This is a genomic window from Stenotrophomonas sp. AG209 (assembly GCF_003550055.1).
Taxonomy (GTDB): Bacteria; Pseudomonadota; Gammaproteobacteria; order Xanthomonadales; family Xanthomonadaceae; genus Stenotrophomonas.
Map to the genome: position 1 here is coordinate 19576 of NZ_QXDB01000006.1, position 13910 is coordinate 33485.

A 13910-nucleotide genomic window follows, 5' to 3' on the forward strand; every position below is an offset into this window, starting at 1 on the left:
TGCGCAATGAGCAACAAAATCACGGAGCTCTGCTGGAAGCTGCAGATGCCGCCGCCCGCAAAGGCGTTGCTGATGGCGCTCGCGTGGCACGCGGACGACTTCGGCATGGCCTATCCGGGGTTCACCACGTTGATCCAGAAGACCTGCCTGAGCAAGACCGCGCTGCTCAGCGCGATCGCGTGGCTGGAAGAGCACCACGTGCTGACCATTCGCCGCGGCGGCAGTGATGCCGGCGGCACCAAGTACAGCAACCGGTACAGCCTCAACCTTGGCCGCCTGGACCCAGAAGTGTTCGCATCGAAGCCACGGCGCGCGTCTAAACCGGTGCGGCAGACGGACCGGTCCGAGAGCGACGAAGTGGTTGACCGGTCCGCCACGAACACCGGTACGGATGCCGAACCGGTCCGCGACGCGGACGGGTCGAGAGAGACTGAAGGTGCTGACCGGTACGCGGGAAGTACCGGTACGCAAGAACGACCGGTGCGTCTCGCGAACTCGACCGGTACGTCTGGCGCACCTGACCGGTCCGTCTCGCGTACTCAACCGGTCCGCGAGACGGACCCTAAAGGTCATGAAAGGTCAGTAAAGGTCATTGAATCGTCAAACGCGCAGGCGCGCGACGACGAAGCGGCGATGCCGCAGCTCACCGCCGACGAGGTCAACCGCGAGCTGATGGGCATCCCACGTTTGCCGGCGGGTCTGGACCCGCAAGTCCTGGCCAGGTTCGTGCGTCATCGCCGTGTGCTGGGAAAGCCGATGACGATCAGCAGCTGGCTGGAGCTGCAGCCGCGATTCCGCCAGCTCATGGCCGATGGCCACGACCTCAACCGCTCCCTGCGCCAGACGATGGCTGCAGGCCTGGCACTGCCCGTAACACCGAAACCCGAGGGGACCGACCATGCCAACAATTCAGGCTCTGCTGCCGAACGAGTCCGACGTCGAGCAGAAGAGGACGAGCTCCGTGACGCCGCTGCAGAGGCAGACGCAGCCGCCGGCGCAGCAGGCGCCCTTGACGGCCCGGGCTACGCGGACGCTCTGGGTGCGCATGGCTGAGATCTACGGCTACCGCTGGACCAGCGCCTACGGCGAAGATCCCAGCGGCGGCGCTGCCGCGACCTGGGCGAAAGGACTTGCCGGACTCACCGGTGAGCAGCTGGCTGCGGGCCTGGGCTCGAGCATCGCCTCGGCTGATCCGTGGCCACCGACGCTGCCCGAATTCCGCCTGCGCTGCCTGGGGGTGCCCAGCTTCGCCGCCGTTCGCAACGACACCGGCCGCCGGGACGGCTTCACGCGCCTGGTGTGGCAGTACCTGGACGGCCACCGCTACCGCACCTCGAGCGCGGACAAGAGCGATCGCCTGTTGCGCGAAGCCTACGACCAGGCCCGCGAATACGTGATGCGCGGCGGTAGGCTGCCGGAAGAGCCGGTGGCGACGCTCGGCCAGGCCGCGGCGCCGCCGCCGGTACCGGCCAGCCCCGAAGCGCTGCGTCGTGCAGAGCGCGAGATCGCGGAGATCTTCGGCCAGGGATCTGCAGAGCCCGGCAACGACGACCAGGCCCAAGCGACCGGCAAGATGGCAGCGGCAGGGCTGGACCGATGACCGACCAGGATCGACTGCGCAGCTACCACCGTCAGCAGGTGCTGTACGCCCTGCAGCAGGCCAGCGAGCCGATGACGGCCTCCGAAGTGCACGAGGGCATAACTACCCTGGCGCTGGCCATGGGCCACCCCAGGGAATGCTCCGCGATCACCCCAGCTGCTGTGGCCGGGATTCTGCGCGGCATGCTCGGCGAGCAGCTGGTCACCCAGGGCGAAGACAGGGCCAATCGGCGTTACGGTCGCGCCGAACCGACCTGGTCGGTCGCAGCTGGCCAGCCGGCGGTCACTCTGCCGCAAGCCCCGGGCCGAAATGCGATCGCACCGGTGGCCGCATCAACGCTGGGCGGGCAGGGTACGCAGCTGCGCCAGATCACCCTGGATCAGCGCATGGCATTCCTGCAGGCCGAGTGCGCCGCACTGCTGGCGGATGTGACCAAGGAACATGCTGCGTTCGAGCTGCGGGTTCGAAGCCAGATCGAGGCGTTCGAAGCGCGCGCTGCACGGCTGCTCGGCCTGCCGCAGGACGGCGGCCAATGAGCAATCGCGGACTTCGCTACAACCGCATCGAGGACATGCCGCAGGGCATGCAGCAGCTGGTGCACAAAGCTGGCCAGGGCGCCTCTAAGCGCGGGCCGGCCGAGCACCAGGAGCGCGCACCGGCGGAGAAGCGGCCGAAGTACGGCAACGTGATCACCACGGTGGATGGGATCCGCTTCGATTCCAAGCGCGAGGCGCGCTACTACGAGCAGCTGAAACTGCGGCAGCAGGCTGGCGAGGTGCACTTCTGGCTTCGTCAGGTGCCGATGCACCTGCCAGGCGGCACCAGGTACGTGCTGGACTTCCTGGTGTTCCTGCGCGACGGGAGTGTCGACTTCGTGGACGTGAAGGGGCGGGAGACGAAGGAATTCCGCATCAAGAAGCGCGAAGTGGAACACCACTACCCGATCAAGGTGCTGCTGGCATGAGCGGCTGGAGATCGAGCGGCAGCGCAGGGCGCACCCGGGTCGACCTCACCGAGGTCCCCACCACCGACCTGCTGCGGGAGATCGAGCGGCGCTGCTCAGCTGGTAGACCCTCGAAGGCCCAGCCGCCGGCACAGGATCGGCCGTTCCCGACAAAGGCGCTCTGGGCCGAAGACAAGGTGAAGCAGGCACGTACGCGGCTTGCCGAGCTCCGCGCGCTGCCGGCGCCGGCAAGCGAGGCTGAGCGCGCCGCCCGTTCCGCCCAGGACGCTCAACTGGTCGCCGACGTCGTCAAGTACGACGGCATGGCCAAGGCATTCGCGAGGAAGGGTCAATGAAACCTGCAGAGCTCAAGGCGCGGTTCCCGACGGAGGCTGCGCTGTGCACGTGCCTGATCGACTGCCTGACCGCGGCCGGCGGCTGGGAGATATACCCCGAGACGGCCGGCTTCGACATCCTCGCCGTCTGGAGGGCCACCGGGCACCAGCTCGGCATTGAGGCGAAGCTGCAGCTCAACGCCAAGGTGGCCGATCAGATCCTGCCGGCGCACTGGAGCAACAGCGACCAGCGGGGCCCCGACTTCAGGGCGGTGCTGGTGCCCTGCACGACGGAAGCGAACTACGGCATTGCACGGATGCTCGATGCGCTGGGTGTGCAGGTCCTGGTGCCGGACAGCTGTACCAGCCGATGGAACCCACAGCCGGGCGAGGGAATCCAGCGCGAAGTGCATCGGCATGGCCTGCACCAGGCCGCCCCATGGGACCGCGCATCCGGCGATCTCCGCGAATGGGGACCCACAGCATGGTTCGACTGGAACCCCACCAAGCGCTGTGAATTGCCTGAGTTTGTGCCAAAGGTGGCCGCAGGCGTGCCGGCGCCGCTGCAGCTGACGCCGTGGAAGGTTGGCGCGCTGAAGGTGTTGGCCGACCTCGAGCTCGACGGATTCACCACTGCGAAGGGCGTCCGGGCCCATGGCGTGGATCCGCGCCGCTTCTGTGCGACCGACGGATGGCTGAAGCAGCTGGGCGGCGGGAAATGGGCCCGCGGGACCCTGCCGGCTTTCGAGGACCAGCACCCGGAGGCCTATGCCCAGGTGCTTGCCCAGGCGCGCGCCGCGCGCGCTGTATCCGATCCCAAAAAGACTCTGGAACAGAAGACATGAACGAAACCACTGTCGGTACAAGCGCGCTCGCAGCCGCGCGCGAGCTCGAGGTGGCGTTCCTCAAGGGCAAGAAGATTCCCTGCTGTGCCAACTGCAACGGCAAGGCGCGGGTGTGCTGGCCTGGCCGCGAGTCCCAGCTCGTACAGTTCCAGTGCCGGCGCTGCGGGCCGCGGGGAGCCATCTTCGACAGCAGCGTGCCAGTCCAGTGTGGCCGTTGTGGTACCGCCCCGACTGGCCTGTTCCCACGTGGCGCACAGATCCAGTGCTGCAGCTGCGGGGCATCCTCAGCCGTGTTCGTTGGCCAGGATCCCGCTGGTGCTCTGGCGGCTGCGCTGGATGCCTGGTGCCGCCGAGCACCAGTGCTTCCGCCGGCGACGGACGACAGTGCAGGGCAGCGGCGCCGTGGCGCAGCCCCGGATGGCTTTGACGACGAGGGCAAGGGCGACGTCCTGGAGCTGCTATCCCGCCTGCTGGTCGGCGGGAGCTACCGCATGCCCGTTGAAGGGCGCAGCACCTTGGCACCGTTGGGCAGCAGCGACATCGCCGGCGCGGTCGGCTACATGCGCAATCCGCTGGAGAAGCACACTGCGCTCGCCGTGGCGACCAGGATGGGCCCCGCCGCGATCGCACGGCTCTCCCTCGCTGCCTACCGTCAGGTGGCCAAGGACGTGCGTGCAATGCGGCCGCGGCCTCTGGATCTCGGCAAGCCCGCCGATCGCTGGCGCCTTCGCCTGGTGATCTATGACGCGGCGCACGAGCTGGTGTGGCCGGAGCGGCGCCAGCCGTTTGCCGGCCTGGCCAAGTCCGCCAAGATGCGCAAGGGCAACTACATCAAGGCCTACAAGTGCGCGAACTCTGTGCTACAGAATGCGCTGAGCAGCGGGCGGCACAGCTTCCGAACGTCGCTTTGGGCGTGATTTGCGAGCGATCAACATGCTGACAGGCCTAGTGGTTCAGCGTTAAGAAGCTTGCCATCATCTCCTCTAGCCGCGACAGATTCTTGGTAAGTGTCTCCCGCAACTCCCGGCGCCTGAGCACCGCAGCGTCTCGGGATTTCCTGACTTCTGGGTTGGTCAAGGCTCCCGGTTCCGCGATGGTGACCTTCGCATCCCAAAGGTCAATCAAGGGCTCGTAAATTTCCTGCCAGATGAAGTTGTAAATGGACTGGCCGAAAAGCCATCGAATGTCCTTGAGGCTGGAAAAGACCTGCTGCTCGGCGTCCTCGCGCCAGTCGGCTGAGATCGCTCTGAAGGTCGCGTCTCTAATTCGATCGTAGGCTTCCATGCGCCTCGTGAAAAGATCGAACTTCAACTTGTTGCGGGCAGTCTCAGCCTGCATTTGAGCTGTACGCCATTGCCTCCACGCGATAATGCCAACGGCAACGGCAACCAAGATCTGCCCCGTTGCGGTGAACAGCTTGATCTGCAGATCAGTCATGCCCAGTACGGTCTCAACCATTGCGACTCCCTCCCTGTTGGCCGGGATTATCACATTTGTTAAGGTTTGTTAGGGCCATGTTGGCCAGAAAAGGGAGCAGCAATGTCGGGACAGTTCTTCAACCTCCAGGGGCAGATCGTGACGGCAGAGGAGGCCTTGCGCGCAGCCGCGAGCTTCATCGGAACCGATCTCAAGACGCGTGGCGACGTCCTTGATGGTCGGGTCGCTTGGGAGTACGTGCTCCGGATGGATACGGGTAACGGCCGACAGTTCGATCTGCGGGTCAAGATCTGGAGGTCGGACATCGCAGCAAGCCCATACCAATTCGCTCGCAGTGTCCATGTCAAAGCCCCGCATATGTTGAGTCCCTATGTAGGGAATGGTTTGGGGGATACGGTAGTGGAGGCCTTACTTACGGCTATCCGTGACACGATGTACCCGATCGAGGAGGGGCGGAAACAGGGACTCCAGTTCGACATCACTTGGCTCCGCCCAAACCACGATTACGCCACAACACCCGGTTACAAAGACTGATCGGCGGCAGAGGAAACGTTTATCTAGATGACCTCAGTCGTTCCTCATGAGGAAGATTCTCTCCTCATGAGGAGCCGCAGTTGCCTCGGGAACCGAAAGTAGGTTTGAATTCCTACAGTGGGCGTTCTTATGGGCGCCTCAATTCAAAGGCCGTTGATTGACCAGGACGTGGGAGTCCGCTGGTCGATCAGCGGCCTTCTTGTTTGCGGGGTAGAGCAGTCCGGCAGCTCGCGTGGCTCATAACCACGAGGTCGGTGGTTCGAATCCACCTCCCGCTACCAAACGGCCGGTAGTCATGGCCACCACTCAAGCCAGCACATAGGCCGTCGTGAGACGCGCCGCTGGTGTCCGCGCGACCTTGCAACCGCGGTAGTGGTGGGCCATGCCGGCCTCCTTTCATTGGGGGAACCGCGGTGAGCATCAAAGAGCAGATCACAACGGACCTGGCGGTCGCAGGTTCGAAGATCGGAGCGGTTGTGAGCGTCACCGCTGCGACCTACTCGCCGGGTTACACCCTCAGCGACTGGGCCCTGATCGGCACGATCATCTTCACCACCGTCCAGACCTTCACCGTCATGGTGAAGAACTGGGGTGACTGGTCGGCCTGGTGGACCGCCCGCATGGGTACAGCAAGGCGATTCTGGGCGTGGATCCGCCGCCGTGGCTGACACCAAGCTCAGCACCAAGCAGCGCGTCGGCTTCGCTGCCGCACCGCTGGTGCTGATCGGCGCGCTGGTCGCCGCCCTGGGCGCGAACGATTCGGCCCACGAGGGGCGCCGGTATACGGCGTACTACGATTCGGCCGGCATCCTGACCGTCTGCGCCGGCATCACCGGCCCGGCGGTGGTGAAGGGTAAGCGCTACACCGACGAGGAGTGCACCAGGCTGGAGACGGCCTATGTGCGCACCATGCTCGGCCACATGGGGCAGTGCGTCCGCGGTGAGTTCGAATTCCACGAGATCAAGGCCTGGGGCCACTTCGCCTACAACATTGGCACCTCGGCATTCTGCGCCAGCACCGCGGCGAAGCGGCTCAACGCCGGCGAGCGCCAAGCTGCATGCACCGAAATGTGGAAGTGGCGGTACGTCACGATCGGCGGCGCCAAGCGTGACTGCGCGCTGCCGCAGTGGAGCTCGAAGTGTGGCGGCATCATCGATCGCCGGCAGTGGGAAATGGCCACGTGCCAAGGCCGCCTGCAGTGATCACCTCATCGGCCGTCTCTGCCTGGTGGGCAGCCTGGAAGTGGGTTGCCATCCTGGCCGGCCTGCTGAGCCTGTCGCTCTGGCTCAACGTCAGGCAGTACGGCGATCGCCGGGAGGCTGCAGCTGCAGCCCGGGCCGCCACCCTCGAAGACACGCTCGAGGTGACAGCCGGAATCGCGCGCCAGGCTCAGTCCGACAGTGGCCAGCTCCTGCAGCGCCTGGAGGCGATGGCCGCGCGCGGTGAGCGGACCCGAACCGTCTATCGAGCAGCAGCTGCCGCGCAGCCGCTGCCAGCCAACTGCGCCCCGGGTCAGGCCCGGGTCGACGCCATCAACCAGGCCCTCGGGCCGACCAGCAGGACCACGAAGTGAACCAGAAGCCCTCCATCGGACGGATCGTCCACTACACCCTGAGTGACACCGACGCGGTCCGCATCAATGCACGCCGTACCGATGGCCCGGCCATCCAGGAGAGATTGCTCGACAACACCTGGCCGGTGGGCGCCCAGGCGCACATCGGCAACAGGACCGCTGGCGGTGACGTGCTGCCCGCCCTGATTGTGGCGGTTCAACCCAACGGCCAGGTCAATGCCCAGGTGTTCCTGGATGGCAACGACGTGCTGTGGGTCACCAGCCGGGACGAGGCCAGCGAGGAATCCGGCAGCCACCCTGGTCGCTGGCACTGGCCGCAGCGCTAACACTATGCCGCCGCGCCAGCTTCTTCCGATCGCGGCACTGATCCTGCTGACCGGTTGCGCACAGCACCTGCAGCGTGTTCCGGCGCAGTGCGACGCGATGTGCTTCCGCCCGTGCGTCGATGCCGGCGAAGACACCGGCGTGCGTGTGACTGCAGATCCTGGTGCCGCAGACGCCTGGGACAACATCGGCGGGGATGTGGTTGGCCAGCTGGCCGACAAGCTCCGCACCTGCGACGTCCGACGGAGGGCCTGCGAACAGTGCCTGCGCCGGCTCGACGCCAAGAACGTAATCCAGCTTTGAGCGCCATCCCGGCGCAGGAGGAGAGCAGCATGTTGAACCAGCAAGCCGGTACGAACACTCTGGCGGATCCTCAGTCCCCGATCGAATCCGCGGTAAAGGATCTGGCGCGCACCAACCAGGATCTGCATATCGCTGTCGAGCAGCTGGCGCGTCGCCTCGCGCCTGTGTTGGCGGAGTGCAAGTCCGACGCATCTGCACCAACGGGACGCCCCATTGGCATCTCGCCGCTGCTCGAGGACCTGTTTCAGCAGAGGGACGCATCGGTGGCCACCCTTGACGTCATCAACGCGCTGCACGCTCAGCTGACCCTGTGAGCCGGACACCCGCCAGCTTCAGCCTCACGGTCGTGCGCGGCGCGACGTGGGAGGACGATTTCACCTACACGAACCCGGATGGGAGCCCGTTCGACCTGACTGGCTACCAGGCGCGGATGCAGGTGCGGACGCTGGCGGGCCAGTTCGGGCTGACCCAGGCCGACACCCTGGTGCTGGAGCTCAGCACTGCGGCCGGCTCGCTCGTCATCGCGGAACCAGAGAACGGCGTGGTCGCGATCACCGTGCCGGCGGCGGACACCGAGGCGCTGAACCCGGCGAATGCGCGCAAGGTGAAGCTCTGCTACAGCCTGGAGCTGTTCAAGCCGGCAGGCGCGGATCCGGAGTACGTCATCCCGCTAGTGGCCGGCAAGGTCACTGTCCAGGGCGAGACGACACGCTGATGCCTGTGATTCGAGCCAGCGAGGGCGCGGCGCGCGTGATCGTGGTCGAGCGCCGCGGCGCCGTCGCCATCCGCGATCCCCGCACTCCGATCGTGGCCACGGCGCGGCCGATCCAGGTCGAGGCAATCCAGGCGGACACGCGGACGGTTGAGGTTGCAGCGCGCGGCGGGCAGGGCCCAGCAGGTCCGGCCGGCCGCGATGGAACGTCGCCGGAAGCCACGTACCCAGTCGGTCAGCCGATCCATGGTCACCGCGTGGTCCGCCTGGACAAAGGCAAGGCCTACCACCCGGACACGGCCGTGCTGGAACACGCGCAGGCCTGCATCGGCATCGCCCTTCAGTCGGCCACCACAGGCGAAGTCGCGGTGCGCCTGGCCGGCACGATTGAGGAAGCCAGCTGGAGCTGGCATGACGGCGCGGTCTGGTGCGGCGTCGACGGTGCGCTGACCCAGGCCCCAGGCACAGCCGGGTGGCTGTTGTGCGTTGGCCGGGCGCTCAACGCCACCACCCTGATGATCGACTTCGACTCACCCATCGCCCGGATCTGAACCCATGGCCGACAAGACCCTGCAGCTCAAGAACAACATCACCACCGAGGTCGAAGGCGTCACCGCGTCAGCTGGTGCTGCCGATGCCGGCAAGATCGCGGCCCTGGGCCCGGACGGCCGCTTCGACGACTCGCTGCTGCCTGCCGGCATTGGCGCCGACACCAAGATCTATCCGGCCAGCGAGGTGCTGGCCGCCGGCGACTACGTGAACATCTGGGACGATGCCGGCACGGCCAAGGTGCGCAAGGCCGATGCCAGCGCTGCCAACGCCGGCAAGCGCGCCCATGGCTTCGTGCGAGCTGGCGTCGGCACCATTGGCAGTGACGCCACCGTGTACTTCGAAGGGCCGAACAGCTCGCTTTCGGGGCTGACCCCGGGCGCGACCTACGTACTGAGCCACACCACCCCGGGCGGCGTGGTGCCTCTGGCTTCGGGCACCACGACGGCGGGCCACATCCTGCAGATCCTGGGCGTGGCCACCGACGTGGGCGAGATCAACGCCGAGATCGGCACTCCGGTGGTCAGGGCCTGATATGGCGGCGCGACGTCCGCTTGTCCTCGACGAGAGCAACCGTACGAGGGAACTGCCCGTCAGTGACATCCTGGTTGGTGTTCCGCTCCAGCTCGCGGTCGGGCTCCGGGCTGGTGGGGTGTTCAACGTCGCCCTGTCCTCGACCTACACGATGACGATCGGCCTGCGCGCAGGCGGCACGTTCGACGTACAGGCGACTACCTGATGGCACTGCGCACTCCACTGATCCTCAACCAGAGCACAGGGCGTATTGAAGAGCTTGCGGCTGGCGATACGCTTTTCGGCAACTATGTCGAAGGTTTGGTCGGCCAGAACCGACTGATCAACGGTACGATGCGGTGGTGGCAGCGCGGCACTAGCTTCACGTCTCCGGGGTACTCTGCCGACCGCTGGTATTTCAACGCTGCAGGCGTCAACACGCCCAGTTTGTCGCGCAACCCGATTACGGCGGGAAGCGTAGACACCGAGTGCATTTATTTCGCCAAAATCGCCTACGGCACCATCACGGACGCAGCGAACCACTACGTTGTGCTGGAGCAGCGGATCGAGAACGTCACCACGCTCGCGGGTCGCACGGTTACGGTGAGCTTCAAGGTATTCAACAGCGGATCCGCTGGCCGCCAAATTGCTGTAGAACTCGGCCAGTTCTTCGGAGCCAGCGGTAGCGCGCAGGTTTCAGGTATCGGCGCGGCAAAGTACAGCCTTGCAGCGGGCCTCAACACCATTACACACACCGCACAGCTCCCGTCCATCAGCGGGAAGACCGTCGGCGCCAACAGCTCAGTGGTTCTCACCCTTTGGGCGTCGGGCGGCAGCAACTTCAACGCGCGCAACGCATCGCTCGGCGCGCAAACCGGCGACGTGCACTTCACGCAGGTGCAGTTGGAGGCAGGTTCTTCAGCAAGCGCATTTGACTATCGATCGGATGCGCTGGAGCTGGCGCTGTGCCAGCGTTACTACGAAAAGAGTTACAACGCCGATACGCCTCCTGCGACAGTAACGACGGTCGGCCAAGTAGCGTTCTTCCAGTATGGCCTACCCAATACTAACTACGCGGGAGGCATGACCACCGCGTTCAAGGTAAGCAAGCGCGCGGACCCCTCCATTACGCTGTTCAGTCCGCTAACGGGGGCGACAGGTAAACTTCACAACGCTGGCAACGCCAATGACGTCAATGGCAGCGCGACGGACATTGGGCAGAGCGGGTTCTTTGCGCAGAGCGCGTCCTTTGGCCCAACCAATACAATCAATCTACGCTGGCAATGGGCAGCTGACGCGGAGCTTTAGCCATGTACCGACTTACCGAAAGCCCCGATGTGCTGTTCTGTCTTGAAACCGGAGCGTTCGTTCCGCGGGGCCACTACCTCTGGCCGACCGAGTGGCTGAAGGCGAACACTCCTTTGCCGATTCTGCCGCCGTATGAACCCAACACTCCAGAGCATCACCGCGCTATTCGCGACGCAGCGTGGGCTTGGATGACCAGCGTTGTCCAGGCGCGCCAGTACGACAGCGTCGAGAGTTGCGTGGGGTACTACAACAGCGGCGTGGAGCGCTACCGGTTGGAAGCCCACGCAATGGTGGCCTGGCGTGACGCCGTGAACGAAAAGCTGATAGCCCTGGTATTGGATCCGCCGCCGGGAGTCGTGACATGGCCGCAGGTAAAGGCACTGTTGCCGCAGCCATCCCAGTTCAACTGGCCGTCTACTGTCGAACTCCCGCTCGGGGTAGGTGACGGCCCCGCAGTGCAACTTTGATCCAATCTGAGAGGAACCCAGCCAGTGGCCGGAAAGATTGACCCGGCGACGGGGCTGCAGGACCAGCAACGGCGGTTCGCGGACGAGTACCTGGTCGATTTCAATGGCACCGCGGCCTACATGCGCGCCGGCTACAAGGCCACCGGTGCCGCGGCCAGCGCCGCCGCTGCGAGGCTGCTGGCCAACCCCAAGGTGCAGGCCTACCTGGCCAGCAGGAAGGAAGAGCTGCTGCTGTCGCAGCGGGTCGATCAGGAAGCGGTGCTTGCCCGGCTGGCCTTCATGGCGCTGGGTGACATCCGCACCCTGTTCGATCAGCACGGCAACCTGAAGCCGATGAGCGAGCTCACGGCGGAAGAGGCCAGCCTGGTCCAGGGTGTGGAGGTGTTCGAAGAGTGGGAGGGGCGAGGCGACGAACGGCGCGCAGTCGGCCTGACCAAGAAGATCAAGCTGGTCAGTCGCCTCGATGCGGTGAAGACCTTGGGCACGCACTTCGGCATGTTCGCCAAGAAGGTCGAGCACACCGGCAAGAATGGTGGTCCGATCGAGAGCCAGACGCGGATCCTGGGCGACGTGATGGATCTCATCGACGGGTCCGACACCGGCCCAGGGCCTTCGAGCTCGCGGAGCAAGTAAGTCGTGCAGGAACTGAGCGACCAGGACGCCAGCCGAATCATCGAGAAGCTGGGCGATAGGTGGTGGCGGCTGAACAACCTGTACTACATCACCGACAAGTTCGGTCGGCGGGTGCAGTTCAAGCTGAACGAGGTGCAGGCAGACCTCGACGACAACCTGCACACGTTGAACCTGGCGCTGAAGTCGCGCCAGCACGGCATCACGACCTGGGCCTGCATCCGGGCCCTGGACATGGCGCTGTTCAAGAAGAACACCAAGGCCGGCGTCGTCGCCCACACCGCCGGGGACGCCGCCAAGTTCTTCCGCAGCAAGGTGCTCTACGCCTACGACAACCTGCCGGACTGGTTGAAGAAGATCCGTCCGGCCGTCCGCCGGGACATGCGCGACGGCGTCCTCGAGCTGGCCAATGGCTCCAGCATCGAGGTCTCGGTGTCCCACCGTGGCGGCACGCTGACGTTCCTGCATATCTCCGAGTACGGCCCGATGTGCGCCATGTACCCGGAGCGGGCGGGAGAGGTCGCATCGGGTGCACTGAACGCGATCGCCTCCGGCAACATCGTGGTGATCGAGTCGACCGCCTACGGCGCCGCAGGCGACTTCTACGAGCGCTGCCAGACAGCGATCGAGCTGGACCGGCAGATCCGCGCCGGCACGGCCAAGCTGACGGCGATGGACTACCGCTTCCACTTCTATCCGTGGTTCCGGGATCCGATCAACGAGCTCGACCCGGACGGCGTCACGCTCACCGCCGAGGATGAGGCCTACTTCGCCAAGGTCGAGGCGGAGATGCACTACACGCTGCGGCCTGAGCAGAAGGCCTGGTACGTCAAGAAGGCGGCCGAGCAGCGCGACAAGATGAAGCGGGAACACCCCAGCACGCCGGAGGAGGCATTCCAGGCGAGCACCGAGGGTGCGTACTACGGCAAGGAAATGGCCGCCGCCGACAGCAGCGGACGGATCACCGATCTGCCGATCAACCCGCAGGTGCCCATCCACACCTTCTGGGACATCGGCCGCAGTGACGCGACGAGCATCTGGTTCATGCAGGAGAACGGCCCCTGGCTGGACTTCGTCGACTTCTACGAGAACTCCGGCTTCGGCGTGGCGCACTACGCCAAGGTGCTAAAGGAGCGCGGCTACCTGTACGGCAAGCACTACTGGCCGCACGACGGTGCCAATGAAGACTGGTCCGCCAACGAGAACCGGGTGCAGGTCGCCGGCAAGCTGGGGGTCAAGCCGATTGTGGTGGTGCCCCGGATCAATGACATCACCGAGGGCATCGACATGGTGCGCAACATGCTGCCGCGCTGCCGGTTCGACAGGGTCCGGTGCGGCCCGCCCAAGGCAGGCGAGGGCCGCGGAGGGCTGGAAGCCCTGCGGCGCTACACCAAGGTCTGGAACGAAAAGACCGAAACCTACTCCGACCTCCCATTCCACAACTGGGCCAGTAACCCTGCCGACGCGTTCCGGCAGGCAGCCCAGGGCTACGTCAGCAGCAGCGGCCGCCGTGTTGGTGAGTCGCGCGGCATGGCCAACGACAACTGGAGAACCGCATGAACGTTTCCCCGCGCGAGCGGAACAAACCCACCTCGGTCGAGCTGGTCGACCTGCTGTCGCTGCTGGTGGCTGCAGCAGATGAAGGGCAACTGGTAAGCGTCGCTTTCATGTTGCGATCGCCGGAGGGCGACACGATGGTCGACTACCGCGGCAGCCACGAGCTGAGCGAGCTCACTGCTCGCACCGTCTTGCAGCGCATTGCCCAGGACGTTGCCGGCCCCCATCCGGCGATCGCCGCCCAGATCGCCTCCGACCTCGCCAGGAAGGCGAACTGAC

The 13910-nt window shown here is 65.3% G+C and carries 23 protein-coding genes and 1 tRNA gene; 23 read left to right on the forward strand and 1 reads right to left on the reverse strand.

What is annotated here, in order from left to right:
* Positions 1–6 precede the first annotated feature (6 nt).
* From DFO63_RS20840 to DFO63_RS20870, 7 genes are read left to right on the forward strand one after another with little or no spacing between them, the layout of a single operon-like run.
* On the forward strand, positions 7–1053 hold the full coding sequence (locus DFO63_RS20840; RefSeq protein ID WP_119007777.1) for a helix-turn-helix domain-containing protein: 1047 nt from the start codon (positions 7–9) through the stop codon (positions 1051–1053).
* The gene (locus tag DFO63_RS20845; protein WP_119007778.1) at positions 1046–1600 is read left to right on the forward strand and encodes a hypothetical protein; all 555 of its coding nucleotides are present in this window, start codon (positions 1046–1048) and stop codon (positions 1598–1600) included. The genes DFO63_RS20840 and DFO63_RS20845 overlap by 8 nt, the downstream gene beginning before the upstream one ends.
* Positions 1597–2136 (forward strand): hypothetical protein, encoded by a 540-nt coding sequence (locus DFO63_RS20850; RefSeq protein ID WP_119007779.1) that lies wholly within the window; start codon positions 1597–1599, stop codon positions 2134–2136. Before DFO63_RS20845 ends, DFO63_RS20850 begins: the two co-directional genes overlap by 4 nt.
* Positions 2133–2564: a DUF1064 domain-containing protein gene (locus DFO63_RS20855; protein WP_119007780.1), complete on the forward strand. Its 432-nt coding sequence runs from the start codon at positions 2133–2135 to the stop codon at positions 2562–2564. The genes DFO63_RS20850 and DFO63_RS20855 overlap by 4 nt, the downstream gene beginning before the upstream one ends.
* Positions 2561–2899 (forward strand): hypothetical protein, encoded by a 339-nt coding sequence (locus DFO63_RS20860; RefSeq protein ID WP_119007781.1) that lies wholly within the window; start codon positions 2561–2563, stop codon positions 2897–2899. Before DFO63_RS20855 ends, DFO63_RS20860 begins: the two co-directional genes overlap by 4 nt.
* On the forward strand, positions 2896–3723 hold the full coding sequence (locus DFO63_RS20865; RefSeq protein ID WP_119007782.1) for a hypothetical protein: 828 nt from the start codon (positions 2896–2898) through the stop codon (positions 3721–3723). The genes DFO63_RS20860 and DFO63_RS20865 overlap by 4 nt, the downstream gene beginning before the upstream one ends.
* Complete coding sequence (locus DFO63_RS20870; protein ID WP_119007783.1) at positions 3720–4640, forward strand: hypothetical protein; 921 nt, start codon at positions 3720–3722, stop codon at positions 4638–4640. Before DFO63_RS20865 ends, DFO63_RS20870 begins: the two co-directional genes overlap by 4 nt.
* Positions 4641–4668: 28 nt before the next feature.
* Here DFO63_RS20870 and DFO63_RS20875 read toward each other — a convergent pair whose 3' ends face one another.
* On the reverse strand, positions 4669–5181 hold the full coding sequence (locus DFO63_RS20875; RefSeq protein WP_119007784.1) for a hypothetical protein: 513 nt from the start codon (positions 5179–5181) through the stop codon (positions 4669–4671).
* A gap of 81 nt (positions 5182–5262) precedes the next feature.
* Between DFO63_RS20875 and DFO63_RS20880 the strand changes: the two genes are divergently transcribed.
* From DFO63_RS20880 to DFO63_RS20960, 16 genes are all read left to right on the forward strand, one after another.
* Complete coding sequence (locus tag DFO63_RS20880; RefSeq protein WP_119007785.1) at positions 5263–5694, forward strand: hypothetical protein; 432 nt, start codon at positions 5263–5265, stop codon at positions 5692–5694.
* Positions 5695–5898: 204 nt separating this feature from the next.
* Positions 5899–5975 (forward strand) — tRNA-Met (locus DFO63_RS20885).
* A gap of 195 nt (positions 5976–6170) precedes the next feature.
* Positions 6171–6362 (forward strand): hypothetical protein, encoded by a 192-nt coding sequence (locus DFO63_RS20890; protein ID WP_235319597.1) that lies wholly within the window; start codon positions 6171–6173, stop codon positions 6360–6362.
* Entirely contained in the window at positions 6355–6897 is a 543-nt protein-coding gene (locus DFO63_RS20895; protein WP_119007786.1) for a lysozyme, read from the forward strand. The genes DFO63_RS20890 and DFO63_RS20895 overlap by 8 nt, the downstream gene beginning before the upstream one ends.
* Positions 6894–7268, forward strand: a complete 375-nt coding sequence (locus tag DFO63_RS20900; protein ID WP_119007787.1) for a hypothetical protein — start codon at positions 6894–6896, stop codon at positions 7266–7268. Before DFO63_RS20895 ends, DFO63_RS20900 begins: the two co-directional genes overlap by 4 nt.
* On the forward strand, positions 7265–7594 hold the full coding sequence (locus tag DFO63_RS20905) for a hypothetical protein (RefSeq protein WP_119007788.1): 330 nt from the start codon (positions 7265–7267) through the stop codon (positions 7592–7594). Before DFO63_RS20900 ends, DFO63_RS20905 begins: the two co-directional genes overlap by 4 nt.
* A 4-nt stretch (positions 7595–7598) precedes the next feature.
* Complete coding sequence (locus DFO63_RS20910) at positions 7599–7895, forward strand: hypothetical protein (protein ID WP_119007789.1); 297 nt, start codon at positions 7599–7601, stop codon at positions 7893–7895.
* A gap of 29 nt (positions 7896–7924) precedes the next feature.
* Entirely contained in the window at positions 7925–8209 is a 285-nt protein-coding gene (locus DFO63_RS20915; protein ID WP_119007880.1) for a hypothetical protein, read from the forward strand.
* Positions 8206–8610 carry a hypothetical protein gene (locus tag DFO63_RS20920; protein WP_119007790.1) on the forward strand — a complete coding sequence of 135 codons (405 nt, stop codon included), beginning with the start codon at positions 8206–8208 and terminating at the stop codon, positions 8608–8610. Before DFO63_RS20915 ends, DFO63_RS20920 begins: the two co-directional genes overlap by 4 nt.
* Positions 8610–9158, forward strand: coding sequence for a hypothetical protein (locus DFO63_RS20925; RefSeq protein ID WP_119007791.1), 549 nt, complete (start codon positions 8610–8612; stop codon positions 9156–9158). Before DFO63_RS20920 ends, DFO63_RS20925 begins: the two co-directional genes overlap by 1 nt.
* Before the next feature lie 4 nt (positions 9159–9162).
* Positions 9163–9690 carry a hypothetical protein gene (locus DFO63_RS20930; protein WP_119007792.1) on the forward strand — a complete coding sequence of 176 codons (528 nt, stop codon included), beginning with the start codon at positions 9163–9165 and terminating at the stop codon, positions 9688–9690.
* 204 nt (positions 9691–9894) lie between these two features.
* On the forward strand, positions 9895–10977 hold the full coding sequence (locus tag DFO63_RS20940; RefSeq protein WP_119007794.1) for a hypothetical protein: 1083 nt from the start codon (positions 9895–9897) through the stop codon (positions 10975–10977).
* A gap of 2 nt (positions 10978–10979) precedes the next feature.
* Positions 10980–11444 (forward strand): hypothetical protein, encoded by a 465-nt coding sequence (locus DFO63_RS20945; protein ID WP_119007795.1) that lies wholly within the window; start codon positions 10980–10982, stop codon positions 11442–11444.
* A gap of 24 nt (positions 11445–11468) precedes the next feature.
* Positions 11469–12077 carry a terminase small subunit gene (locus DFO63_RS20950; protein WP_119007796.1) on the forward strand — a complete coding sequence of 203 codons (609 nt, stop codon included), beginning with the start codon at positions 11469–11471 and terminating at the stop codon, positions 12075–12077.
* A 111-nt stretch (positions 12078–12188) separates the two neighbouring features.
* Positions 12189–13634, forward strand: a complete 1446-nt coding sequence (locus DFO63_RS20955) for a DNA packaging protein (RefSeq protein ID WP_259337459.1) — start codon at positions 12189–12191, stop codon at positions 13632–13634.
* Positions 13631–13909, forward strand: coding sequence for a hypothetical protein (locus DFO63_RS20960; protein ID WP_119007798.1), 279 nt, complete (start codon positions 13631–13633; stop codon positions 13907–13909). The genes DFO63_RS20955 and DFO63_RS20960 overlap by 4 nt, the downstream gene beginning before the upstream one ends.
* Position 13910 lies beyond the last annotated feature (1 nt).

Coding starts and splice junctions, on each gene's coding strand:
- DFO63_RS20840 (WP_119007777.1), top strand. CDS start 7: ATGAGCAACAAAATCACGGAGCTCTGCTGGAAGCTGCAGATGCCGCCG.
- DFO63_RS20845 (WP_119007778.1), top strand. CDS start 1,046: ATGGCTGAGATCTACGGCTACCGCTGGACCAGCGCCTACGGCGAAGAT.
- DFO63_RS20850 (WP_119007779.1), top strand. CDS start 1,597: ATGACCGACCAGGATCGACTGCGCAGCTACCACCGTCAGCAGGTGCTG.
- DFO63_RS20855 (WP_119007780.1), top strand. CDS start 2,133: ATGAGCAATCGCGGACTTCGCTACAACCGCATCGAGGACATGCCGCAG.
- DFO63_RS20860 (WP_119007781.1), top strand. CDS start 2,561: ATGAGCGGCTGGAGATCGAGCGGCAGCGCAGGGCGCACCCGGGTCGAC.
- DFO63_RS20865 (WP_119007782.1), top strand. CDS start 2,896: ATGAAACCTGCAGAGCTCAAGGCGCGGTTCCCGACGGAGGCTGCGCTG.
- DFO63_RS20870 (WP_119007783.1), top strand. CDS start 3,720: ATGAACGAAACCACTGTCGGTACAAGCGCGCTCGCAGCCGCGCGCGAG.
- DFO63_RS20875 (WP_119007784.1), bottom strand. CDS start 5,181: ATGGTTGAGACCGTACTGGGCATGACTGATCTGCAGATCAAGCTGTTC.
- DFO63_RS20880 (WP_119007785.1), top strand. CDS start 5,263: ATGTCGGGACAGTTCTTCAACCTCCAGGGGCAGATCGTGACGGCAGAG.
- DFO63_RS20910 (WP_119007789.1), top strand. CDS start 7,599: ATGCCGCCGCGCCAGCTTCTTCCGATCGCGGCACTGATCCTGCTGACC.
- DFO63_RS20915 (WP_119007880.1), top strand. CDS start 7,925: ATGTTGAACCAGCAAGCCGGTACGAACACTCTGGCGGATCCTCAGTCC.
- DFO63_RS20925 (WP_119007791.1), top strand. CDS start 8,610: ATGCCTGTGATTCGAGCCAGCGAGGGCGCGGCGCGCGTGATCGTGGTC.
- DFO63_RS20930 (WP_119007792.1), top strand. CDS start 9,163: ATGGCCGACAAGACCCTGCAGCTCAAGAACAACATCACCACCGAGGTC.
- DFO63_RS20940 (WP_119007794.1), top strand. CDS start 9,895: ATGGCACTGCGCACTCCACTGATCCTCAACCAGAGCACAGGGCGTATT.
- DFO63_RS20945 (WP_119007795.1), top strand. CDS start 10,980: ATGTACCGACTTACCGAAAGCCCCGATGTGCTGTTCTGTCTTGAAACC.
- DFO63_RS20960 (WP_119007798.1), top strand. CDS start 13,631: ATGAACGTTTCCCCGCGCGAGCGGAACAAACCCACCTCGGTCGAGCTG.